The organism is Quyinboa ferrireducens, from assembly GCF_042436675.1.
In the GTDB taxonomy this organism is placed as follows: Bacteria; Bacteroidota; Bacteroidia; order Bacteroidales; family UBA5342; genus JBHJHP01.
The window spans coordinates 314070-339224 of record NZ_JBHMVA010000001.1 but is presented as its reverse complement, the minus strand read 5'-3'; the positions used below and the strand labels follow the sequence as shown (position 1 = coordinate 339224).

Below are 25155 nucleotides of genomic sequence, written 5' to 3'. Positions count from 1 at the left end.
TATTTTTTACATGTTCTTAATCGACGATTCCCTGATCACAAGCTCTGTCTTCATCACGATCTGCCGTGGTGAATGTTTGTGTTCTGACTGTAGCTGACGAATCAGCAGACGGGCTGTCTCCTCTCCCATTTCAAAGGTGGGATGAGACACCGTAGTTAATGTTGGTTCCACAAAATCGGAATGCAGTTCATTATTAAAACCTGTAACTGCAATGTCTTCGGGAATTTTATATCCACGTTCCTTTAATTCCTTCATCACCACATACGCCACTGTATCGTTTACACAAAAAATGGCATCAGGCGTTTCGGCTGATTTCATCAGCTTATCAATTGCTTTTTTAGCTCCGACAGGTGTCAGATCTGAATACACCAGATGTTCTTCATTGTATTTCAGATCATTTTCCTGTAATCCACTCAGATAACCCGAAACACGATCCCGCGTAATCGAAAGTTTTTTAGGACCGGCAATGTGTGCAATTCTGCGGCTTCCGGTTTCGTATAAATGATTTGTTAAATCCTTTGCGGCCTCTGAATTATTGGCTACCACAGAAGAAAACTCATTGGTCCTGCAAACGCGATCAAAAAATACCACTGGAATATCCTTGCTTCTTGCAAGGTCAAAATGTGAGTTATCCTGTGTTTCCTGAGACAGGCACATGATCAGGCCTTCTACATTGAGACCTATCAGGTTTTCAACACATTCCTTCTCTTTATCGTACGATTCGCGGGAATTAGCTATTATGATAAAGTATCCTTTACGCTTGGCATAATTCTCAATACCACTGATAATAGATGAATAAAAGCTGCGCTCAAGGTTTGGAACGATAACACCAATGGCTTTGGTGCTGGTAAGATGAGTTGTTTCCGCAAAATTTGCGGAACGATAATTTCGTTCTTTTGCTAACGCTTTTACCTTATCAATCACTTCCTGGCTGATATCAGGGTGATTCTTTAATGCCCTTGACACGGTAGATACAGAAACATTTAGTTCCTGTGCCAAATCTTTAAGTGAAACTGCTTTCCGTATCATGTTCTTTGTTTTTACACTGCAAATGTATGGTGTTTTATTATATGTTGCGAAATTTTACGCAAATATTTTTAATAATTTGCATTAAATTGCGGTATTAACCTAAATACTATGATTGAAACTTTCCATAAAATGTTTTTAAAAACCTTATTATCAACAATATCAAATTTTGCGAAACATTTATTTAGTTTGGATTTAAATTGCAGGAAAGTAGAGACGCGATTAATCGCGTCTTTACAACCATTGAAAACGTTGGGAATATTCTGTAATTTAGCAGATCAATTTTACCATTATGAATAAATCTCTATTTCTGTTTTTAATCCTGCTTTTATCCGGCGTTTGTGTTATATCTGCTCAAAATCCATTCATCACCAAACAATATACTGCCGATCCATCAGCACATGTATTTAAAGGACGCATGTATGTGTATCCTTCACATGACAGGGATGACAGTAAAACCTTCGATATGATCGATTATCATGTCTATTCTTCTGAAAACCTGAAAGACTGGACCAATCATGGCGTAGCATTGCAACTTGATTCCGTTTCGTGGGCAAATGAAAAAGCCTGGGCACCGGATTGTGCATACAAAAACGGCAAATACTATTTCTACTTTCCAACAGATGAATCCAAAATTGGTGTAGCCGTAAGTAATTCGCCTGAAGGTCCGTTTAAAGATGCATTGGGAAAACCACTGGTAACCAAAGATAGTCCGGGTGTGGTGAACAAACGTGATTTTATTGATCCCTGTATATTTTTGGATGACGATGGCGCACCCTATCTTTTTTTCGGACAGCTGGATATTAATGTAGTGAAACTTAACGATGACATGATCACTTATAATGGTCCGGTTCAACAGGTGAAAGGAGCCAAAGATTTTTTCGAAGCTGTATGGGTGCATAAATACAACGGAACGTATTACCTCTCCTATTCCACCTGGGGAGAAAAGGGCGTTACCGGACCGCAAATTGTGTATGCCACGTCAAAAAATGTTTTGGGCCCGTATACCTATCAGGGAGTAATTTTAGATGAAGTCAGCAGTGGTACCAATCACCATTCCATTGTGGAATTCAAGGGACAGTGGTACCTGTTTTATCATGATTCTGATCTGTTTTTAAAACGGACCTCAAAAGATTCACCCGATATGAAATACAAAGGATACAGACGGTCCATTAATGTAGATTACCTGTATTACAAAGAAGACGGAACCATTCAGAAAGTGATTCCAACGGATGATGGTGTTGATGCGGTTCCTCAATAAACTTGTTAAAGAAGTCCTCCATTTGATTGCTGATTAATCTGAGATATCGGGCCATATCGAAGCAAAAGAAGGTATCCGTCAATTGACGAATGAATGATTTTAGTTACATTTATAATTTTAAATGCATCGATGAAACTTATCCCATATATCGTACTGGCATGGTTATCAATACAAATCACAATTGCACAACAGGCATCTTTTTATGGTGTTGAAGGCTGGGCTAATGCAACTCAGGGCGGACAAGGTGGTGAAATTATCAGAGTCACCAATCTGAACAGCAGTGGTCCCGGATCGTTTCGTGAAGCTGTTTTGGCATCATTCCCAAGAATTGTGGTTTTTGAAGTTGGCGGAGTTATTGATTTGAATGCACAGAATATCAGCATTAAAAATCCATTTCTGACCATCGCAGGACAAACAGCGCCTTATCCCGGAATTACGATCATTAATGGCCAGACAAACATCGCTACACACGATGTCATCCTTCAGCATATTCGGATCAGACCCGGTGCAGCAGGTAAAAATACAGGATGGGAACCGGATGGCTTGTCAACCGTTAGCGGGAGTTTTGTTATCATTGACCATTGTTCTTTTTCCTGGGCTGTGGATGAAAACTGTTCGGCATCGGGTCCGCGTTTTGAAGGAGATACACCGGATGACTGGCGCAACAATACCTCGCATGATGTTACCATCAGTAACTGCATAATTGCTGAAGCCCTGGCTTATGCCACCCACACCAAAGGGTTGCATTCCATGGGATCACTTATTCATGACAATGCCACCAATATTGCCATTCTGAAAAATTTGTATGCCCATAATAATTCCAGAAATCCTCTTTTTAAAGGCGGAGCAAGGGGTGTAATCCTTAATAATATGATTTACGATCCGGGTAAAGAAGCCATTCATTATGCATTGAACGCTGCTGAATGGGAAGGCTATGAATGGCAATCGGGAGAAATGTCCATTATAGGAAATTATATGCAACTTGGAATCAGTTCATTGAATACGCCATTTATGAAGGTTCATGCCGGACCTTGCAAAATTTATATGAACAATAATAAGGCCCTTAATATAAATGGAGGTAATGCAACCTTTTATACCGGCGATGCTGCAAATATTGTAACTGAAATACCTGTGTGGAACGACAATATAGCTGTGCTTTCTGTTGATGACGTTGAGGCAAATGTGATTCACAATGCCGGCGCAACACCCTGGATGCGCGATTCTGTAGATATTCGTATCATTAATGATTTGATAAACCGGGAAGGTAAAATTATAAATTATGAAACCGAAGTAGGCGGTTATCCGCAATATCAGCAAACCGTGCAGCCATTTAATGCCGATGAATGGAACCTGGATTTTATGATCCGAAAAGATCCACTGTTAAACCTTACGGTTGAAACACCTGAACCTTATCATGTAGCACAACCTGTTAACTTCAATCTTGATACAAGCGGATTTATGCGGGCAATTGATCACATTGACTTATTAATTAATGGTCAGGTTGTACAATCAAAAAACGAAAACCTGACGGACTGGAATTATACATTAACTTCTACCGAAACACAAAATGTTGTACTTATAATAACTTGCAGTTCTACGGAAAAACTTTCAACCGAAACGTTTAACCTGACCATTCAGAATACAACAGCTCTAAATAACCCGGACCAAAATAAACAGCCACTGCAATTTCATTACGATAAAAATGATCAAACTCTGATTCTCAGTTTCAATCAGCCGGTAAACCAAAACTACCTTATTAAAATTCTGGATTTAAATGGTCGATTGGTAAAACAATATGAATCTGTGTTTGAAAATATTACAAGTTTTTCCTGTAATCTTAATGATCTTCCAACCGGAACCTATGTGCTATCGCTTCATTCTACAGAATCGTATTTCCGGAAAATATTTACAAAGGATTGATCATACTGTTAATATTATGAATATAAGTGATTTAAATATAAATTACATTAATTATCTCTCACCAACATTCCTTGTTAACACCCTTGTTAATAACTGTTGATTTTTATTCCATACTTTTTAAATACTATCTGTTGCATTTAAACTTTGTAACATCAATTAACAAAATATTACAATTATCAAAGCATAGTTATTCTTTTTTACGAGGTAAATTATCCATCCAATTTCAACATTTTTTAAGGGTTAACAGCGCCATTATTTTTTAACTTTGCCGGTAATTAACAGATTGTGAATAACAGTTGATATGTATTGATATTCAACTTATTTAAATCTTTAATGTTGTCAATAGCGTGTTATTTCAATTTTTACAGGATGATAATAACGATATATGCAACAGATATTACATTTATTTTTCAACGCTATTAACAAGCTATTATAATAATCATATTATTTTTAAATTATATCTATTAATATATATTGTATGTTGGAAAAAGGATTTGTAGACGCACCCGTCGAAAAAAATTTGAACCTGGCTGCAGAAATAGAAAAACTGAAAAAAGAAAAGAATGCGGTTATCATGGGGCATTTCTACCAGCGGGACGAGATTCAGGAGATTGCAGATTTTGTGGGAGACAGTCTGGCACTGGCACAATGGGCCTCAAAAACAGAAGCTGATATCATTGTGTTGTGCGGTGTACATTTCATGGCAGAAACCGCCAAGATCCTTTGTCCCGATAAAAAAGTGATTCTTCCGGATTTGAATGCAGGATGTTCCCTGGCCGAATCCTGTAATGCGGTAGATTTTGAAAAATTTGTAAAAGAACGACCTGATCATGTTGTTATTTCGTATGTGAACACGACGGCTGAGATAAAAGCACTGACCGATGTGGTTGTGACCTCAACCAATGCGAAGCAAATTGTGGAGAGCTTTCCCGAAGATCAGAAGATCATTTTTGGTCCCGATCGTAACCTTGGTAATTATATTAACAGTGTTACCGGACGAAATATGGTATTATGGGATGGAGCATGTCACGTACACGAGCAGTTTTCTCTTGAACGGATTCTGGATCTGAAAAAGGACTACCCGGATGCGGAAATTCTGGCTCATCCGGAATGTAAAAAAGTTGTGCTGACTGTTGCGGATCATATTGGTTCCACTTCATCTCTTTTAAAATATTCTGCACAATCACCAAAGAACAGATTTATTGTGGCAACGGAATCCGGTATTCTGCATGAGATGCGGAAAAAAAGTCCCGCCAAGGAATTCATTCCGGCACCTCCAAACGATTCAACCTGTGCCTGCAATGAATGTAATTTTATGCGGGTGAATACCATGGAAAAATTATATAACTGTCTGAAGTACGAACTTCCGGAAATAACGCTGGATGAAGAATTACGAAGGAAAGCTGAAAAGCCCATTCTTAAAATGCTTGAAATTTCAGAAAAACTGGGATTATAAATTAGAATCAGGACACAAGACACAAGAATCAAGACAGAAAAGTTCTACTTGTTCATGCTAAATGCATTTCCTTTTTCAATGATAAAAGGAGAGTAGGTAAAATCGTGATACTTGATTCCTGATACCTGATAAGGAAAAATTTGACTGTCATAATTTATATTCAGGCAGGCTCAATTGTTCATTAATCGTTATTAATAAAAAATATCTTGTGTCTTGCATCTTATGTCTTAAATCTTTTTTATTACTATTTTTGAGGCAAACCATTTTCCATGGACAATATTGATATCAGGGATTTAAGTAATTCAGAACGGGAAGGGGATATTGATAATAGACTGAGGCCTTTAATTTTCGACGATTTCGAAGGTCAGAAGAAAATTGTCAGTAATCTGCAGGTCTTTGTATTGGCCGCCAAACAACGGGAAGAAGCCCTGGATCATGTACTGTTGCATGGACCTCCGGGACTGGGAAAAACCACCTTATCCAATATCATTGCCAATGAACTTGGTGTTGGGTTTAAACTGACTTCAGGTCCTGTTCTCGATAAACCAGGTGATCTGGCGGGTTTATTAACAAATCTTGAACCCAATGATGTGTTATTCATCGATGAGATTCATCGTTTAAGTCCCGTAGTTGAAGAGTATCTTTATTCAGCCATGGAGGATTACCGCATCGATATTATGATTGATAAAGGGCCAAGTGCACGCTCTATTCAGATTGATCTGAATCCCTTTACATTGATTGGTGCAACAACCAGGTCCGGATTATTAACCAGTCCGCTAAGAGCGCGATTTGGTATTAACTGCCACCTGGAGTACTATGATTCAGAGATTTTAAGTCACATCGTTAAACGGTCTGCCGGAATTTTGAATGTTGAAATAAAGAATGATGCAGCCCATGAAATTGCAGGACGCAGTCGTGGTACACCAAGAATTGTCAATGCCTTACTTCGTCGCGTAAGGGATTTTGCCCAGGTTCAGGGAGACGGTTCCATTGATTTAGAGATCACAAAATATGCCCTGGAAGCTTTAAATATTGATAAACATGGTCTGGATGAAATGGATAATAAAATTCTGACCACCATAATCGATAAATTTAAAGGCGGGCCGGTCGGATTAAATACCATAGCTACTGCAGTAGGAGAGGATAGCGGAACCATTGAAGAGGTTTATGAACCGTTTCTGATTAAGGAGGGGTTTATTAAACGCACGCCACGTGGTAGAGAGGTGACTGAACTTGCCTATAAACACCTTGGAAAAAGCAGATTTAATCCAGGTGATAATGTGTTATTTTAATTTCATTTTGCATTGGCAAATAAGATAAAACAACTGGCAAAAGATACGGTCATTTATGGCGGAACAACCATATTTACACGTATTTTAAACTGGTTACTTGTACCTTTATACACTTATAAACTTGAAAATCAGGCTGATTATGGTATTGTAATCAACCTCTATGCCTGGACTGCTCTTCTGCTGGTAATTCTCACTTATGGCATGGAAACAGGTTTTTTCAGGTTTTCCAATAAGCAGGAAGGAGAAGCAAAAGTTTACAGTACAAGTATTTTATCCCTTGGTTTTACGAGCCTTTTATTTATTTTAATCATTGTTCTTTTTATTCAGCCTATATCAGTATTTCTGGAATACAGAAATTATAAGGATATTTTAATTATGCTTGGCATTATAGTTGCCATGGATGCCTTTACGGCCATTCCTTTTGCCAGGTTGCGTTATACCAACAGACCACTTCGTTTTGCTTTTGTTAAAATTGTTTTGGTAGGTGTGAATATATTTTTTAACCTTTTCTTTTTCATTATTTTACCGGCCTGGCATAAAAGTAATCCTGACGGATTAATATCGTCATTGTATAATCCTGATTATGGAGTCAAATATGTATTTGTCAGTAACCTGTTTTCTTCGGGTATCGTATTGATTATGCTGTTGCCTGAAATTATTAAGGCTAAGTTCGATTTTGATTTCAGTTTATTGAAGCGCATGTTGAAATATTCCTGGCCAATTCTCATTGTGGGTATTGCAGGAATCATCAATCAATCCGGAGATAAAATTTTATATCCTTTTTTAATTGATGGAACTGAAAATGCAAGAACTCAGCTGGGTATATACGGTGCTAATTATAAAATAGCCGTAATTATGGTCATGTTCACGCAAGGCTTTCGTTATGCGTTTGAACCGTTTATATTTAAACATAAACAGGAATCCAATTCAACCAGGGAGTATGCAGATGTCATGAAGTATTTTATCATTCTCGGCATTTTTATTTTTCTGGGTGTGATGTTTTACATTGATATTGTAAAATATTTTATCAGTTCATCCTATCATTCGGGTTTAAAGGTTGTACCAATAGTGTTGACCGCGAATTTAATGTTCGGTATCTTCTTTAATTTATCGTTGTGGTATAAACTGACGGATAAGACTATTTTTGGGGCATGGCTGGCTATTTTAGGATCTGTTATAACCCTTGGAATCAATATTATATTTGTACCCAAATATGGGTATATAGCATCAGCATGGGCAAATTTCATCTGCTATTTCAGCATGGTTGTTATTTCATATTTTTTAATGCAGAAATATTATCCTGTTAAGTATGAGCTCAAAAAAATATTTATGCATATCCTTATTGGCGGATTATTATATGTCATCGATATTAAGCTGATTGAACCACTGGGTAACATTAAATACGCCCTTAGTGGTGTATTGCTTTTAGGTTATTTAATATATATCCTTCGAAAAGAAAAATTATTTAAACTATTCAAACATTAAGTGTTATAAATGGTTAAACGTTTTATGTAAAGCAGTTTACAAGAATTTGAAAATACTATTTTAGCAGACTATAATCAGATATGGGATAAAGGATATAAGATTAAAGACTTGTCTTGCATCTTGTGTCTCGTGTCTTGAATCTTTAAAGTATGATTGTAAAAATTGTCAACAAATCGAAGCACGATTTACCTGCTTACAGCACAGTTCTATCGGCAGGTATGGATTTAAGAGCTAACATTGATGAACCGATTACCTTAAATCCGCTGGATAGAGCACTGGTTAAAACAGGTTTATTTATAGAATTGCCGGAAGGTTACGAGGCACAAATACGGCCCAGAAGCGGACTGGCTTACAAAAAGGGTATTACGGTATTAAATACCCCCGGAACCATTGATGCGGATTACCGTGGAGAGATTGGCGTTATTCTTGTAAACCTTTCGAATGAACCATTCGTGGTCAACGATGGAGAACGGATCTGTCAGATGGTTATTGCAAAACACGAAACGGTGGACTGGCACGAAGTTGAACTTCTGGAGGAAACAGAGAGAGGAGCAGGAGGTTTTGGTCACACCGGAAAACATTAAAAAAATGATTAAGAAAATAAGTATTTATGCCGTTTTGCTGACACTTTTACTGGCATCATGTAAAACAAGTGAACATGTTCCGGTAGTCACTAAATCAAAAAGTTATCAAACGAATCTTTCAGATGAGAATCAAAGAAAGTTTGATTATTTTTTTATTGAAGGTAACCGGTTTAAACTAGATGGTGATCTGGAGCGGGCTGCGAAAATGTTTAGTCAGTGTCTTCAACTTGATCCTAAAAGTGCAGCCACATATTTTGAATTAGGTAAATTGTATCTGGCATCGCAGGACATCACTAATGCTATTAAAAATATTAAGATAGCTGCAGATTATAATCCGGAGAACGAATGGTACAGATATTATCTTGCCGGTTTGTATGAGCAAAACAAGGATTACGATAATGCCATACTGCAGTATCAGATTTTAACTCAGAAATTTTCCAATAAACAGGAATATCAATATCATCTGGCGGCGTTGTTCACGCAACAAAAACGATTTAAGGATGCCATCACCGTGTATGATAAAATAGAGCAGCAGGATGGAATAAGTGAACCTATCTCACTTGAAAAACATAATTTGTACCTGCAGGCAAATGATCTTAAAGGGGCAATTAGTGAAATTGAAAACCTTAAAAATGAGTATCCTAATCAACCACGGTACCATGTGTTATTGGGTGATGCATACATTGATGGTAAGGAATATAAGAAAGCGTTGAAGGAATATAATAAGGCTATTGCTATTGATCCGGATTACGGTCCTGTTCATATGTCGTTAGCTGGTTATTATGATATTCTCAAGGAGCCGGAAAAATCACAGCAGGAGTTAGTGAAAGCTTTTGAAAGTAATTCCATTCCATTTGAGAATAAACTGCGTATTTTGGTTCAGTATATGATGCAGACTACCAAGGACTCTACCAAAACAGAAAATCTTGTAAGTCTGGTAAATGTCATGCTCGATAAACATCCTAATGAACCTGATCTGCATTACTATTACGGCAACTTTTTATTGAGCCAGAATCAGAAGGAGGATGCACTTGAGCAATTTAAACAGGTGGTAGAACTTGATCCGTCACGATATGAAACATGGTTACAAATTGCCGGATTTTATATGGATGATCAGGACTGGAAAAAAGTTATTGAAATGGCCGATCATGCTATTGATGCACAACCTGCCATGCCACAGGCTTACATGTACAAGGGCATAGCTGCTTTTCAGGAGGAAGATTATAAAACAGCACTGAATTCATTTTTAAAGGGCGCTGTATATAGTCCTGATGATAATAAAGATATGAAAGGGCAGTTTTATTCAAATATTGGGGATGCATATTATAAACTTGGCGAAAGTAAAAACGCGTTTGAGTATTATGATAAAGCACTTCAACTGGATGATCATAATCTGCTGGTATTGAATAATTACAGTTATTATCTTTCATTGGAAGGACACGATTTGGATAAAGCACTTGAAATGAGTTCTAAATGTGTTGAACTGGAACCCAAGAACAGTACTTATCTTGATACCTACGCCTGGGTTTATTACAAGAAGGGAAATTACACCATGGCAAAATATTTTATTGAACAGGCCATTGATAAACTCGATCAGGATAATGGTGAGGTATTCGAACATTATGGTGATATTCTCTTTAAATCGGGTGATAAGGAAAAGGCACTGGAATGGTGGAAAAAAGCAAAAGCTGCCGGATACGATTCGTCTGAACTGGATAAAAAAATTGAATCTGGTGAATTGGTCAATTTGTGAAGAACAGAATAAGCTTACATATAGCATCCGGATTTCTGATAGTTGTACTTGTTTCATGTTCGGTGACAAGAAAGTCAGTTGTTACTGGTGATATATATTCCGGGCTAAATGAAAAGAAATTTATCAGGCTCATTGAAACCACTTCCGATCATTCTTTTAAAACACTTGAAATATCAAAGTTCACAGCTAATTATTCAGGATCAGAAGAAAAGAAAAACTTTAAGGGTTTTATACGTTTGAAGCACGATAGCGTGCTTATGGTTTCGGTTTCTCCGCTAATGGGAATAGAATTATTTCGTTTAAGACTTGACCGGGATTCTGCTGGCTTTATAGACAGGTATTACAAAACCTATTTTTTAGATGGATTATACGGCCTAAACCAAAAGTACGGATTGCCGGCTGATTTCAATTTAGTACAATCTTTCTTACTTGGTTACGATCCATTTTTTGATAATTCTGAAATTGTGCCGCGTAAATTCAGGGAAACAAACGATTTTTATTCAGTTGAGTATTATATTCCCGTAGAAAAGTCTAATTTTGGGATTGAATATTTTTATGCTAAGAATCTGAAGATTAAGCGTATATTGGTTACAGACTTTGCGGGAGGTTCATCATTAGATATTCATTATGGTTCCTATTTTGAAAAGAATGATGTGTCTTTTATACCAAACGAACTGAATATAACGTTTATAAGGGGAAATACCATTGATAAACTTGAACTCAGCTTTAAAAATGCTGAACTGAATAAAACTTTAAATTTTCCATTTAGCATATCTGATAAATACACCAGAGTTAATTATAAATGAAAAAATCTGTTATAATACTTTTCCTGGCTGTTTTGCATTTATCTGCTTTTTCACAGACTCTTGAGGAATTAAAAAAGCAACGAGAGAAAACGGAGAAGGATATAGAATATACCAATAAATTATTGGAAAAAACGCAGAAGGATACCCGATCTTCGCTGAATAAAATAACAATTATTGGAAAGCAGATAGATAACAGGAAGCAACTCATTAGTGGCATTAATAAGGAAATACAACTTATTGACAATGATATTGTTGATAAAAGAAATAATATATCAAATCTGGAAAGTGAAATTGCGAAGTTAAAGAAGGAATATGAAAGTGCGATTTATCATACATGGAAGACCCGTAATGCTCAGAACAGGTTAATGTATGTGTTTTCCGGCAAGGATTTGGGTGAGGTTTACAGACGAATAAGATACCTGCATGAGTTCAGTAATTTCAGAAAGCAGCAAAGTGAATTATTGCTGGCAATGCAAAAGGATCTGGAAAAGGAATTAAGGGAAGTCGAGGAGAAGCGCGAAGATAAATTGAGTTTACTGGATTCAAAAACCAAAGAACAATATAATTTGCAGCAGGAACAAAATAAGCAGGATGTTTATGTTAAGGATTTAAAATCTAAGGAAAGAAATTTGAAAAGGCAATTAGTTCAAAATCAAAAGAAAATGGATGAACTCAATGCCTTTATTAAAAAGATTATAGATGAACAAATAAGGGAGTCTAATAAGGGTAAATCGAATACTTCACCGGGTAAGTTTTCTCTGACTCCTGAGGAGCAATTGGTTTCTGATCAGTTTGATAAGAATCGTGGAAAACTACCTTGGCCTGTGGAGCAAGGAATAATAATTTCTAAATATGGCACTCATAAGCATGCTTTAGTAAAGAGTGTTACTGAAATGAATCCTGGTATTGATATTCAAACGGATGAAGGTTCTGTTGCACGTTCAGTGTTTAAAGGAGAAGTCACTTATGTAGGTGTTTCTCCGGACAATACTCTGTGTATAATTGTAAGACATGGTCAATATTTAACTTTATATGCTAACTTAGTTGAATTGTATGTAAAAAAAGGAGATAAGGTTGATACCAAAGAGAAAATTGGAAGAATTTACAGTGACGATGCTAAGAATAAAACTGTATTGCATTTTGAGGTTTACAAGGGATCTCAAATTAATAATCCGGAATATTGGATAGCTCGTTAAAATGGAAATCAATTTTTTTTCTGAAGATGTAGCGATGCCTGAGTTCGATCAGGAGTGCATTGCGGATTGGATTGACTTTACGATTAGATCAAAAGGACTTTCCACGTGGAACATTTCAGTCATCTTTTGTTCCGATGCCTATTTACTGAATATTAACAGGCAATATTTGAACCATGATTACTACACTGATGTTATAACATTCGATTATAGCGAAAATAAGCTTGTTTCCGGGGATGTTTTTATATCAGTGGATATGATTAGGTTTAATGAGATGAAATTCGCTAAAAACGAAAAGAATGAGCTTTTTCGGGTAATTATACACGGCGTGTTACATCTCTGTGGATATAAGGATAAAACTGAAGCGGATAAAAATGAGATGACAAAGCAGGAGAATCTTGCACTTTCCCACTTAGCTTGCTAGTATATATCTTACGGAATTGGCAGGTTAAACCTCTGATTTATTATTTTTGCATTGAAATTTATTAATAATGAGATTTGATTACGATATTATTGTGGTTGGCGCCGGACATTCCGGTTGTGAGGCAGCAGCAGCAGCAGCCAATTTAGGCTCAAAAACTGTGCTCATAACCATGGATATGAATAAGATTGCACAGATGAGTTGTAATCCGGCCATGGGAGGAATTGCAAAAGGGCAGATCGTAAGGGAAATTGATGCACTGGGTGGACAGGCAGGAATTGTAACGGATGACACAGCTATTCAATTCAGAATGCTAAATCGTTCCAAGGGTCCTGCTATGTGGAGTCCGCGTGCGCAAAGTGACAGGTTCAGGTTTATAGAGCGCTGGCGTAATATTCTGGAAAATACGGATAATCTGGATTTGTGGCAGGATACGGTGAAGCAATTAATATTTAAAGGAAATACGGTTATTGGAGTCAGAACGGCGTTGAATGTTGAGTTCAGGGCTAAATGTGTTATACTGACTAATGGTACTTTCTTGAACGGATTGATGCATATCGGTAGGGTACAAATTGGAGGAGGTCGTGTGTCGGAACCCGCTTCGTATCATTTGTCAGATCAGCTTTCTGATTTCGGATTTGTTACCGGACGTATGAAAACCGGAACCCCGGTGAGAATTGACGGGAGAACAATTGATTTTTCGAAATTAATACCTCAGGAAGGTGAAAATGATTTTCATAAGTTTTCGTATCTTGATCATGAACTGAGAAGACTAAAGCAACGGAATTGTTATATTGCTCATACCAATGGAGACGTTCACGAATCGTTGCGGCAGGGACTTAAGGATTCTCCGCTTTACAATGGTACCATTAAAAGTATAGGGCCGCGGTATTGTCCAAGTATTGAAACAAAGATTGTAACGTTTGAAGAAAAGGACAGACATCAGTTGTTTTTGGAACCGGAAGGCGAAAATACGCAGGAATATTATCTGAATGGATTTAGTTCGTCATTATCTTTAGATGTTCAGTATCAGTCTCTTAGAATGATACCTGGATTCGAAAATGCTAAGATTTACCGTCCTGGTTATGCCATTGAGTATGACTTTTTTGATCCGACACAGCTAAAACATACTTTGGAAACAAAACTCGTTGATAATCTGTATTTTGCGGGTCAGATTAACGGAACAACAGGGTATGAGGAGGCCGGTGCTCAGGGTATTATTGCAGGAATAAATGCACATCTCAGGGTTCATGGAGATAAGGAGTTTGTTTTGAACCGTGATCAGGCTTACATCGGAGTGCTGATTGATGACCTGGTGAACAAAGGAGTGGATGAACCATATCGTATGTTTACATCGCGTGCGGAATATCGTATTTTATTACGGCAGGACGATGCGGATGTAAGGTTGACACCTTTGGCATATGACTTAGGACTGGCTACAAAGCATCGGAAGGATCTTCTGGATGAAAAACTTGAGTGGAGGGATAAAGTTATTGATTTTGTGAATAACTATTCGGTAAAAAAGGATAAGATTAATGATAAGCTCGAAGCGTTGGGAACAGCTCCTTTAAAACAAGGCGTAAAGTTAAAAGATGTAGCTTTGCGTCCACAGGTTTCATTTAAGGATCTTGCTGAAATGGTTCCGAAGTTTAAGGAACTTATTGATCATATTCCAAATAGAAAGGAAGAAATTGTTGAGGCCGCAGAAATTCTGATTAAATATGAAGGTTATATAAATAGAGAAAAAGTTATCGCTGATAAGTTAAGCCGTCTTGAAAATATTAAAATTAAGGATAAATTCAACTATAATGATCTTTTAAATTTGTCTACCGAAGCAAGGCAGAAACTGACTAAAATTAATCCCGAAACAATTGGACAGGCCAGTAGGATTTCGGGAGTTTCACCTTCCGATATTAATGTTTTATTGGTATTAATGGGTCGTTAAAATTTGTGTTCCACGTGGAACAATTCGATAAAAATTATAATAATGAAAATTGAACAGATCAAAGCATCGATTCGTGATGTCTATGACTTTCCTAAAAAAGGAATTGTATTTAAAGATTTAACTACTTTGTTTAAGGATGCAAAATTGTTTGCTGCAACTGTAGAATTATTCGTGGATAAATATAAGGATAGTGGTATAACAAAGGTTGTAGGTGTAGAATCGAGAGGTTATTTTTTGGGACCTGTTATTGCGTATAAACTGGGAGCAGCTTTTGTTCCGATCCGTAAACCAGGTAAATTACCTTCCGATGTTTTCAGCGAACATTACGATCTGGAATATGGTACTGACAAGATAGAAATTCATAAAGACGCACTGGAGGAAGATGACATCGTTTTACTGCATGATGATTTGCTGGCAACAGGAGGAACCATGGAAGCAGCAATAAAACTTGTAAATCGCTTCAACCCGCAGGGGCTTTATGTAAGTTTTATTGTTGAATTACTCGCATTAAACGGCATTGAAAAACTAAAGGACAAAAGCGACGTTTTCTCTTTAATTCAGTTTTAATATTGAACCGTGAAAGGTGAAAACCAACATAAAGATGATCTGAAAAAACAGGTTTTAAACCTTCCGGGAAAACCAGGTGTCTATCAGTATTATGATAAGGAAGGTAAATTAATTTATGTTGGTAAAGCCAAAAATTTAAAGAAAAGAGTCAGTTCCTATTTTACCAAAACACATGATTCTGCCAAGACTTCTATTCTTGTAAGAAAAATTCACTCCATAAAACATATCGTGGTTGATACCGAACAGGATGCCCTTTTATTGGAAAATAATTTGATAAAGGAGAATCAGCCGCGATATAATGTAATGCTGAAAGATGATAAAACCTATCCCTGGATATGCATTAAAAATGAACCCTTTCCGCGCATCTTTAAAACCCGTAAAATTATAAAAGATGGTTCCGAATATTTCGGGCCATATACATCCGTACATATGGTTAATACCATCTTGGGTCTGATCCGACAATTGTATAAACTGCGCACCTGTAATTTAAGCTTAACTGAAAAAAATATCAAAGCCGGAAAATTTAAAACCTGTCTCGAATATCATATAGGTAATTGCAAAGCACCCTGTGTCGGTTATCAGGAAAGGAGAGAATATGAAGAAAATATAGATCATATCCGGCAAATTCTGAAAGGAAATATTTCTGGAGTAAAGCATTATTTAAAGGATTTGATGACAGAGGCTGCACAAAAACTAGAATTTGAGTTAGCCGAAACCTATCGTCAGCGACTCGAAATCATTGAAAAATATCAGAGTAAATCTGCTATCGTTAATCCTAAAATTTCAAATGTAGATGTATTCTCTATCATCGATGATGAAAAAGAAGCATACGTCAATTTTATTAAAGTGGTAGACGGAAGTGTTATCCAGGCCCATACCATGGAAATTAAAAAACGGGTAGAAGAAGATAAAGAGGATCTTTTATTAACCGCACTTTTTGATATACGCCAACGATTTCATAGTACGTCTAAGGAATTAATTGTACCTTTTAACCTAAGCATGGAACTGGAGGATATTAAGTTTACTGTTCCACAAAAGGGAGATAAAAGGAGCTTGTTGGAACTATCCGAAAGGAATTTGAAATATTACAGGGCAGATAAATTAAAGCAAAAACAGCAACTGGACAAATCGCAAAACGTTGTTGAAAAGTTGAAAATGGTACAAACAGATTTGCATTTGGACCACCTTCCGGTTCATCTGGAATGTTTTGATAATTCCAATTTACAGGGAACAAACCCGGTTGCTGCTTGTGTGGTTTTTAAAAATGGAAAACCTTCAAAAAAGGACTACCGGCACTTTAATATAAAAACAGTAGAAGGTCCTAATGATTTTGCTTCGATGGAAGAGGTGGTTTACCGAAGGTACAGGCGTTTGCTGGAAGAGGGAGAACAAATACCACAGCTTGTTGTAATTGACGGAGGAAAGGGTCAGCTCGGAGCTGCTGTTTCTGCTTTGGATAGATTGCAATTCGATAAGCGACCTGCGCTTATTGGTATTGCTAAACGACTGGAAGAGATTTTTAAACCTGGAGATAGTATTCCGTTATATCTGGATAAAAATTCTTATACTTTAAAACTGATTCAACAAATGCGTGATGAGGCACACAGGTTTGGAATTACCTTCCACAGAAACAAAAGATCGGCTAATTTTATTTCGTCGAAATTGGAAGCAATCAAAGGAATAGGTCCAAATACGCTCGAAATTTTATTAAAGGAATTTGGATCTCTCAAACAAATTGAGGAAGCAAAAGTTCAGGATTTAGAGAAAGTGGTTGGTAAGTCTAAGTCTCGGATTATATATAATGCACTGAAAGATAAGTAGTTATGAAAATAAGTGAATTGCAAGTATCTGTAGATCAATGGATTAATACAATCGGCGTTCGGTATTTCAGTGAATTGACAAATATGGCAATCCTAACAGAGGAGGTTGGGGAGCTGGCCAGGGTTATGGCCAGAAAATTTGGGGATCAGTCAACCAAACCCGGAGAAGTATTGAACCTTGAAGATGAGATGGCTGACGTATTGTGGGTACTGGTATGTCTGGCCAATCAAACCGGTGTTGATTTGGAAGGTGCCATTCAAAGGAATATTGAGAAAAAGACCAATCGCGACAAAGACCGTCATAAGAATAATGAGAAGTTGAAGTGAGTTTAAAGGTATTGCTTCCTTCGATACACTTCTCTGCAGCACTCAGTAAGCTGCAAGTTTTACAATAACGATTTATTTTGAAAGTGATCTACCCGGTCACTGAGTAGAATCTATGATTCGTATCGAAGCGACCATTCTATTGCTTCCTTCGATACACTGCTTCGCAGCACTCAGTAAGCTGCATGTTTTTTACAATAACGATTTATTTTGAAAGGGATCTACCCGGTCACTGAGTAGAATCTATGATTCGTATCGAAGCGACCATTCTGTTGCTTCCTTCGATACACTTCTCTGCAGCACTCAGTAAGCTGCAAGTTTTACAATAACGATTTATTTTGAAAGTGATCTACCCGGTCACTGAGTAGAATCTATGATTCGTATCGAAGCGACCATTCTATTGCTTCCTTCGATACACTGCTTCGCAGCACTCAGTAAGCTGCAAGCTTTTACTACAAATATATATTTTGAAAAGATTTACCCGGTCACTGAGTAGAATCTATGATTCGTATCGAAGCGACCATTCTAATAAAGTTTTCTTTTCCATAACCTTTTCCGTATATTTATAACATCCTAAAAACTAAACAAATAATGAGTAAGGGCTATACCTATATTCTGCTTTGTGCAGATAATACTTTTTATACAGGTAGTACTATTAATCTTAAACGTCGAATAAAAGAACATCAAAGCGGGTGCGGTGCAAATTATACAATGACCAGATTACCTGTAATACTCGTTTATTACGAAGAATACGATCACATTGATCATGCCTTTTTTCGTGAAAAGCAAATACAGGGTTGGAGTAGAGCTAAAAAAGAAGCCCTTATTAAAGGTAATAAGAATATGCTCAAAGAACTGGCAAAGAAATATTTTTATAAAAGATTATGAATTAATAGATTAGGCATGTTTGTCGATGGAAAATTCCTTCGTTGCTTTCTTCGATACACTGCTTCGCAGCACTCAGTAAGCTACATGTTTTTAGTACAAAGATTTATTTTGAAAAGATCTACCCGGTCACTGAGTAGAATCTATGATTCGTATCGAAGTGACCATTCTTAAACAGCTATTTTCTAAAACATTAACGAATAAAACCTGTTTAATTTTTCGTCCAGCTCACTTATACTTGTATAAATACCGCCTCTGAAGAATTCTTTACCATCAAGGAAAAGTAACATTGTTGGGGATGAAAGCACGTTGAATTCTGCTACATATTCCGGATAATCGGCAATGTCGAGTACATGAAATCTGATGTTTTCATATTTCGCTTCCAGCAGTTCCTGAACTTTTACGCGTAGTACTTTACAGGGTTGACACGTTTCATTTTTAAAATAGAGAAATACTGCGGGATGTTCTCTCAGCTCATTTTTTATATTGATTGGCATGTTATTTTATTCTGTTTACGGTAAAGTCAATAAAATCTTTCAGTGCACTCTTAATGTCACTCTCCGGATAAGTATCAAGAATTGAATGCGCTCTGGAAATCTCTTTCTCGATTGCATTTTCAGCATATTCAATGCCTCCTTCCAGCACAGCAAAACGCGTGACTTCCTTCATTTTACGGGTACTGTTATTGTATCGTTTAATGGTTTTAATAATCCGTTTTTTTGTATGATCATTGGCTTTATTTAATGCATAAATTAATGGAAGTGTTATTTTCTTCTCTTTCAGATCGTTACCTATCGGTTTGCCAATAATTCCCTTGGTCTGATAGTCAAAAATATCATCTCTGATCTGAAAGGCAATCCCTAATGCCATTCCAATGTCTTCAATTTTTTTAATATCCTCTTTGGAAGCATTTACCGAAATTGCACCGGCCTTTGCACAACTTGAAAATAAAATTGCGGTTTTCATCCGGATAATGTTGTAATATTCTTCCTCTGTAATATCAAGGGTTTTTGTTTTCTCCATTTGCAGTATTTCTCCCTTACTGAGTGTTTTGCTGAGGTCTGACATGATATAAAGGAAATCGTAATTGTGGGTATCAACAGAAAGGGTTAATGACGTTGAAAGCAGGTAATCACCCATTAAAATGGCATTCTTATTGTTCCATATAGCATTGATTGATAATAATCCTCTTCTTTCATGCGTTTCATCAATCACATCATCGTGAATCAATGAAGCATTATGCAACATTTCAAGAGAAGCCGCAGCACGGGTAGTATTAATATTGGGTTCAGCAAATAACCGTGCAGCTAAAAATACCAGAGTAGGCCTCATAAGTTTACCTCTCTGTTTGAGAATATATTTATTAATAGCCTGAATGCGTTTGTAATTGTCCTGGAGGATATCTTTATAGAATTCAGAAAATGCATCCAGATCTTTTTGTATCGGTTGTTTTATTTTTTCGAGTTGATCCATCCTGATTGGTTCAAAATAAAGCCCAAAGGTATAAAATATACATTATACATAAACAGTTAAATACTATTGTTGCCTACTGAGTCTTATACATTTAAGTTTTTTTAAAGTCACAACATATAGTAAGATATTGATATGAAAATATTTATTTGCGTTTTGGCAATTATTAATATATTTGCATAATAGTAAATACCCCGTAAATATGATAGAAGAAAAAGATAGTATCAAGGGATTGGACCATGTGGAGCTGGAACGGATGGCTGATACACTGAAGGTAATTGCTCATCCGGTCAGAATTTCAATTTTGGGTCTGTTAGAAGATGGTTCAAGACTTACCGTTACAGAAATATACCAAAAGCTGGATATTGAACAGGCACCGGCCTCACACCATTTAGGTTTACTGAAATCCCGCGGATTGCTTAGGAGTCAGCGTGAAGGTAAAAGTAACTTCTATTATATTGATAGTGATGCTATTAGCGAAGTAATGTGTTGCTTTAAACGTTGTACAAGTACACTCTGATAAACTTTTTTAAACCTGTTCTGTTTATCAGAAAAAACTAATATGTCAAAAATAAGAGTAACAAAAGAGTTTCGGTGGGAGATGGCGCATGCCCTGTGGAACTATGATGGCCTGTGTAAAAATATTCACGGACATTCTTATATTCTTTATGTAACCGTTATTGGTGAGCCGATGATGGATAAATCAGATGTTAAAGACGGTATGGTAATTGACTTTGGGGATTTGAGCCGTATTGTAAAAAAAGAAATCGTCAATAAAATGGATCACTCCGTTGTGTTGAATAAAGATATTCCGGATAAAAGTTTTTTGGATGTTGAACAGATGTATGACAGGTTATTTTTAACAGATTATCAGCCAACATGTGAAAATATGGTGATTGATTTTGCGGAACGGATAAAACCGCATTTACCTTCCGGGGTTGAGTTATTTTCAGTGAAATTATACGAAACAGCTAAGTCGTTCGCCGAATGGAATATGAACGACAATTAGCTCTAATTAAACTCAATATATATTCAAAAAGCGCTGTTTCAGCGCTTTTTTTGTTAGTCAGTGTTTCACTTTAAGTGAAGCCCTGAATAAGAGGAAATGAAATTATTTCCTTACCTTAGTCAGCATTCCAAAATTGATTGATTATGTCAGAAAAAAAATTATTCCTTCTTGATGCTTATGCCTTAATATTCAGGGCATACTATGCATTTATCAGGAATCCGAGAGTAACAACCAAAGGTCTTAATACATCCGCAATATTTGGTTTCACCAATACATTGGATGAACTACTCCGAAAAGAAGACCCGGCTTATATCGGCGTTGTTTTCGATCCTCCCGGACCCAATTTCAGGCATGAAATGTATGAGGAGTATAAAGCTAACCGTGATGCAACACCCGAAGACATTAAGCTGGCTGTTCCATATATCAAACAGATTCTTGACGCTTATAGAATTCCCGTGATTGAAGTTTCCGGTTTTGAGGCGGATGATGTGATTGGAACGCTTGCGAATAAAGCTGCTCAAGATGGATTCGATGTATTTATGATGACACCGGATAAGGATTTTGGCCAATTGGTTCACGACAATATTAAAATGTATAAACCTGCAAAATCAGGAAATGATGCTGAAGTTTGGGGTGTGAATGAGGTGAAAGAAAGGTTTGATTTAAGTGATCCTAAGCAGGTAATTGATATCCTGGCATTAATGGGAGATGCTGCGGATAATATTCCTGGTTGTCCCGGTATTGGAGAAAAAACAGCCATGAAACTTATCAGTCAGTTTGGTTCTGTTGATGGCATTTATGAGAATATTGAACAACTGAAAGGAAAGCAAAAGGAAAACCTGGAAAACTTTAAAGAACAGGTGTACCTGTCACGTGAACTAGCCATAATTAAAACAGATGTGCCCGTTAATTTTGATCCTGATGGATTGAAAAAAGAAGATTTTGATCGGCAGAAGTTGGCAGAATTGTTTGAAGAACTGGAGTTTCGGACAATGAAAAACCGTATCATTGGCGATGTACAGAAGGATCCGGTTCAGGGAACATTGTTTGGATCAGACGATACCGAAGTAAGCGTTTCCGTGGATATGCCTGAGACAGGACGTGAAAATATTCTCACACGTAAGCATGAATATATCCTTGTGGATGATGCCATGAAACGTGCTTCCTTAAGGGCTGAACTGGCAACAAAGAAGGAGTTTTGTTTTGACACCGAAACAACAGGTTTGGATCCACTCGAAGCAGAATTGGTTGGAATGGCATTTTCTTATGCCGACCGACAGGCGTTTTATGTTCCGGTTCCCGCAGATCAAAGTGATGCAACAGAGCTGGTACAGGAATTTAAAGCCGTTTTTACGGACTCAAAAATTTTGAAAATTGGACAGAATATCAAATATGATATTCTTGTCATGCACAAATACGGAATTGAAATAAAGGGACCTGTATTTGATACCATGATTGCGCACTACCTGATTCAGCCTGAATTGAAACATAATCTGGATGAACTGGCAATTCAATACCTGAATTACGATACCGTAAAAACCGAAGAACTGATTGGAAAAAAAGGTAAGAACCAACTATCCATGCGTGATGTGAAGATGGAAGAGGTTAAGGATTATGCAGGAGAGGATGCTGAAGTAACATATCGTTTGAAACCGTTCCTTGAAAAAGGGCTTAAAGATGAAAAGATTACCTCTTTATTTTATGAACTTGAAATGCCTTTGTTAAAGGTATTGGTTAAAATGGAGGTTGCCGGAGTAAAACTTGATGTGGATGCACTTAAATCCTATTCCCTGCAACTGAATGAAATGATTGAGAAACTGGAGAAAGAGATCATTGAAATGGCCGGTATGGAGTTCAATGTTTCATCGCCTAAGCAGGTTGGTGAGGTACTGTTTGAACACTTGAAAATTGATGATAAAGCGAAGAAGACAAAGTCAGGGCAATACTCCACTTCGGAAGATGTACTGGTAAAATTACGTAACAGGCATGAAATTGTTGATAAGATACTGGATTACAGAGGACTAAAAAAACTTTTGAATACCTATGTAGATGCGCTTCCAGAGCTGATCAATTCACGCACGGGTAAAATCCACACCTCTTTTAACCAGGCCATTGCTGCAACTGGAAGATTAAGTTCCACAAATCCAAACCTGCAGAATATTCCAATACGGGATGAGGCCGGAAGAGAACTGCGGAAGGCTTTCGTGGCATCCGATGCAGATCATCTTTTCTTCTCAGCGGACTATTCCCAGGTGGAATTACGGCTCATGGCGCATATGAGTGAAGATAAAAACATGTTGGATGCATTTAATCAGGGTGAAGATATTCATGCTGCTACAGCAGCAAAAATTTATGGTATTCCGCTGTCTGATGTGGATTCGGATATGCGTAGAAAAGCAAAAACGGCAAACTTTGGAATTATTTACGGCATCTCGGCTTTCGGCCTGTCTGAACGCTTAAACATCCCTCGCAGCGAAGCTAAACAACTGATTGACGGCTATTTTGAAACCTATCCGCAGATTAAAGCTTTCATGGACAGCAGCATTAAGGATGCTCGTGATAAAGGTTTTGTAACAACCATTTTGGGGCGAAGGAGATATTTACCGGATATCAACTCCAGGAACGGAATGATCCGAGGTATGGCTGAACGCAATGCCATTAATGCACCTATCCAGGGTTCGGCGGCAGATATCATTAAGCTGGCTATGGTTAAAATTCAGGAACGGTTCGATGAAGAAAATCTACAGTCAAAGATGGTACTGCAGGTACATGATGAACTGAATTTCGATGTGCTGAAATCTGAACTGGATACCGTAAAAAACATTGTAGTACAGGAAATGGAAAATGCATATACGCTGAATGTGCCGTTAACTGTGGACTGTGGTAGTGGTGCAAACTGGTTGGAGGCGCATTAAATAACGATTTCAAATGAAAAATGAATAATTGTTTGTAAGTTTTGATGTTACGTCTTATATATTTGTAAAATGCTTAAAAGGGGTAACACGATTAATTAATGTTCTGAATGGCAGAAAAAACTACTGAAGGAAAGGAGATGTCATTCCTCGATCATTTGGAGGAATTACGCTGGCATATCATCCGAAGTCTTGGGGCTCTGGTGGTTTTTGCTATCCTTGCTTTTTTATTTAAAAATATCATTTTTGATAAAATCATTCTGGCTCCCAAAATGCCTGAGTTCTGGACCAACAGGATGATGGCCAGGGCAGCAGATTTTTTGCATATGCCGGCACTGAAAATAAACCAGGATCCGTTTCAGATCATTAATATCAGCATGGCCGGTCAGTTTACCACACACATTAAGGTTTCACTTTCGGTTGGTCTCATTCTGGGTTTTCCTTACCTGATTTACGAATTGTGGAAGTTTATCAGTCCTGCTTTATATGAAAATGAGCGGAAAAACTCACGCGGAGGATTGTTTTACACCTCATTGTTGTTTTTCATGGGAGTGTTGTTTGGCTATTTTCTTATTGTGCCACTTTCAGTACATTTTTTAGGAGGATATCATGTCAGTGACCAGGTGCAGAATCAGATAAATCTGCAGTCGTATATAGGTACCGTTACATCTGTGGTTTTGGCGGCTGGATTAATTTTTGAACTTCCTGTGTTAATCTATTTTCTGAGCAAAATAGGAATTGTCACACCTCAGTGGTTAAAAAAATACCGTCGTCATGCCATTGTTGTCACATTACTTGTTGCGGCTATCATTACACCACCGGATATATTCAGCCAGGTCCTCGTTTGCTTACCACTTATTGTATTGTATGAAGCAGGAATAGTTATTTCCAGAAGAGTAAATAAAAAGCGGGAAGCGATTTGATGTTTGCTTTTTGATCCGAATAGTTTCGTAAAAAGGTACTAAAAAGCTTCCGGTTTTAATGGTGATCATGGGTTGAAATGTAAAGCCGATTCAGAAAATATTG

At 37.2% G+C, this 25155-nt stretch carries 22 protein-coding genes; 19 read left to right on the top strand and 3 right to left on the bottom strand.

Going from position 1 to position 25155, the window contains the following annotated elements:
• Positions 1 to 6 precede the first annotated feature (6 nt).
• Positions 7 to 1029, bottom strand: a complete 1023-nt coding sequence (locus tag ACE01N_RS01285; protein WP_380584037.1) for a LacI family DNA-binding transcriptional regulator — start codon at positions 1027 to 1029, stop codon at positions 7 to 9.
• A gap of 289 nt (positions 1030 to 1318) precedes the next feature.
• Here ACE01N_RS01285 and ACE01N_RS01280 point away from each other — a divergent pair, with 289 nt between their 5' ends.
• The 15 genes from ACE01N_RS01280 (at position 1319) to ACE01N_RS01210 (ending at position 18741) form a co-directional block, all read left to right on the top strand.
• The gene (locus ACE01N_RS01280; protein WP_380584035.1) at positions 1319 to 2287 is read left to right on the top strand and encodes a family 43 glycosylhydrolase; all 969 of its coding nucleotides are present in this window, start codon (positions 1319 to 1321) and stop codon (positions 2285 to 2287) included.
• A 129-nt stretch (positions 2288 to 2416) separates the two neighbouring features.
• On the top strand, positions 2417 to 4207 hold the full coding sequence (locus ACE01N_RS01275; RefSeq protein WP_380584033.1) for a T9SS type A sorting domain-containing protein: 1791 nt from the start codon (positions 2417 to 2419) through the stop codon (positions 4205 to 4207).
• Between the two features lie 478 nt (positions 4208 to 4685).
• On the top strand, positions 4686 to 5663 hold the full coding sequence (nadA, locus tag ACE01N_RS01270; protein ID WP_380584031.1) for a quinolinate synthase NadA: 978 nt from the start codon (positions 4686 to 4688) through the stop codon (positions 5661 to 5663).
• A gap of 269 nt (positions 5664 to 5932) precedes the next feature.
• Positions 5933 to 6955, top strand: coding sequence for a Holliday junction branch migration DNA helicase RuvB (gene ruvB, locus ACE01N_RS01265; RefSeq protein WP_380584029.1), 1023 nt, complete (start codon positions 5933 to 5935; stop codon positions 6953 to 6955).
• A 12-nt stretch (positions 6956 to 6967) separates the two neighbouring features.
• The gene (locus ACE01N_RS01260) at positions 6968 to 8440 is read left to right on the top strand and encodes a lipopolysaccharide biosynthesis protein (RefSeq protein ID WP_380584027.1); all 1473 of its coding nucleotides are present in this window, start codon (positions 6968 to 6970) and stop codon (positions 8438 to 8440) included.
• A gap of 149 nt (positions 8441 to 8589) precedes the next feature.
• A complete protein-coding gene (gene dut / locus ACE01N_RS01255; protein ID WP_380584025.1) occupies positions 8590 to 9024 on the top strand; it encodes a dUTP diphosphatase in 435 nt (144 codons plus the stop codon).
• 4 nt (positions 9025 to 9028) lie between these two features.
• Positions 9029 to 10777, top strand: coding sequence for a tetratricopeptide repeat protein (locus tag ACE01N_RS01250; protein WP_380584023.1), 1749 nt, complete (start codon positions 9029 to 9031; stop codon positions 10775 to 10777).
• Positions 10774 to 11583: a lipoprotein insertase outer membrane protein LolB1 gene (lolB1, locus tag ACE01N_RS01245; protein ID WP_380584021.1), complete on the top strand. Its 810-nt coding sequence runs from the start codon at positions 10774 to 10776 to the stop codon at positions 11581 to 11583. Before ACE01N_RS01250 ends, lolB1 begins: the two co-directional genes overlap by 4 nt.
• The gene (locus ACE01N_RS01240) at positions 11580 to 12779 is read left to right on the top strand and encodes a murein hydrolase activator EnvC family protein (protein ID WP_380584019.1); all 1200 of its coding nucleotides are present in this window, start codon (positions 11580 to 11582) and stop codon (positions 12777 to 12779) included. Before lolB1 ends, ACE01N_RS01240 begins: the two co-directional genes overlap by 4 nt.
• Position 12780: 1 nt before the next feature.
• Positions 12781 to 13200, top strand: a complete 420-nt coding sequence (gene ybeY, locus ACE01N_RS01235) for an rRNA maturation RNase YbeY (protein ID WP_380584017.1) — start codon at positions 12781 to 12783, stop codon at positions 13198 to 13200.
• A 67-nt stretch (positions 13201 to 13267) separates the two neighbouring features.
• On the top strand, positions 13268 to 15142 hold the full coding sequence (mnmG, locus tag ACE01N_RS01230) for a tRNA uridine-5-carboxymethylaminomethyl(34) synthesis enzyme MnmG (protein WP_380584015.1): 1875 nt from the start codon (positions 13268 to 13270) through the stop codon (positions 15140 to 15142).
• Between the two features lie 42 nt (positions 15143 to 15184).
• Positions 15185 to 15709: an adenine phosphoribosyltransferase gene (locus ACE01N_RS01225; RefSeq protein WP_375727988.1), complete on the top strand. Its 525-nt coding sequence runs from the start codon at positions 15185 to 15187 to the stop codon at positions 15707 to 15709.
• Positions 15710 to 15718: 9 nt separating this feature from the next.
• The gene (gene uvrC, locus ACE01N_RS01220; RefSeq protein WP_380584012.1) at positions 15719 to 17530 is read left to right on the top strand and encodes an excinuclease ABC subunit UvrC; all 1812 of its coding nucleotides are present in this window, start codon (positions 15719 to 15721) and stop codon (positions 17528 to 17530) included.
• A 2-nt stretch (positions 17531 to 17532) separates the two neighbouring features.
• Entirely contained in the window at positions 17533 to 17856 is a 324-nt protein-coding gene (locus ACE01N_RS01215) for a nucleotide pyrophosphohydrolase (RefSeq protein ID WP_380584010.1), read from the top strand.
• 588 nt (positions 17857 to 18444) lie between these two features.
• Positions 18445 to 18741, top strand: a complete 297-nt coding sequence (locus ACE01N_RS01210; protein WP_380584008.1) for a GIY-YIG nuclease family protein — start codon at positions 18445 to 18447, stop codon at positions 18739 to 18741.
• Positions 18742 to 18923: 182 nt separating this feature from the next.
• On the opposite strand, the gene ACE01N_RS01205 is transcribed toward ACE01N_RS01210, so the two are convergent.
• Positions 18924 to 19235 carry a thioredoxin family protein gene (locus tag ACE01N_RS01205; RefSeq protein WP_380584006.1) on the bottom strand — a complete coding sequence of 104 codons (312 nt, stop codon included), beginning with the start codon at positions 19233 to 19235 and terminating at the stop codon, positions 18924 to 18926.
• 1 nt (position 19236) lies between these two features.
• Entirely contained in the window at positions 19237 to 20211 is a 975-nt protein-coding gene (locus ACE01N_RS01200; RefSeq protein WP_380584004.1) for a polyprenyl synthetase family protein, read from the bottom strand.
• Positions 20212 to 20410: 199 nt separating this feature from the next.
• On the opposite strand from ACE01N_RS01200, the gene ACE01N_RS01195 reads away from it, so the two are divergent.
• The 4 genes from ACE01N_RS01195 to tatC all read left to right on the top strand — a co-directional run bounded on the left by ACE01N_RS01195 (position 20411) and on the right by tatC (position 25052).
• Positions 20411 to 20728, top strand: coding sequence for an ArsR/SmtB family transcription factor (locus ACE01N_RS01195; RefSeq protein ID WP_375727993.1), 318 nt, complete (start codon positions 20411 to 20413; stop codon positions 20726 to 20728).
• Between the two features lie 42 nt (positions 20729 to 20770).
• On the top strand, positions 20771 to 21217 hold the full coding sequence (locus tag ACE01N_RS01190; protein ID WP_380584001.1) for a 6-pyruvoyl trahydropterin synthase family protein: 447 nt from the start codon (positions 20771 to 20773) through the stop codon (positions 21215 to 21217).
• A gap of 143 nt (positions 21218 to 21360) precedes the next feature.
• Entirely contained in the window at positions 21361 to 24132 is a 2772-nt protein-coding gene (gene polA / locus ACE01N_RS01185) for a DNA polymerase I (protein WP_380583999.1), read from the top strand.
• Positions 24133 to 24239: 107 nt separating this feature from the next.
• The gene (gene tatC, locus ACE01N_RS01180; protein WP_380583997.1) at positions 24240 to 25052 is read left to right on the top strand and encodes a twin-arginine translocase subunit TatC; all 813 of its coding nucleotides are present in this window, start codon (positions 24240 to 24242) and stop codon (positions 25050 to 25052) included.
• The last annotated feature ends 103 nt before the right edge of the window (positions 25053 to 25155 follow it).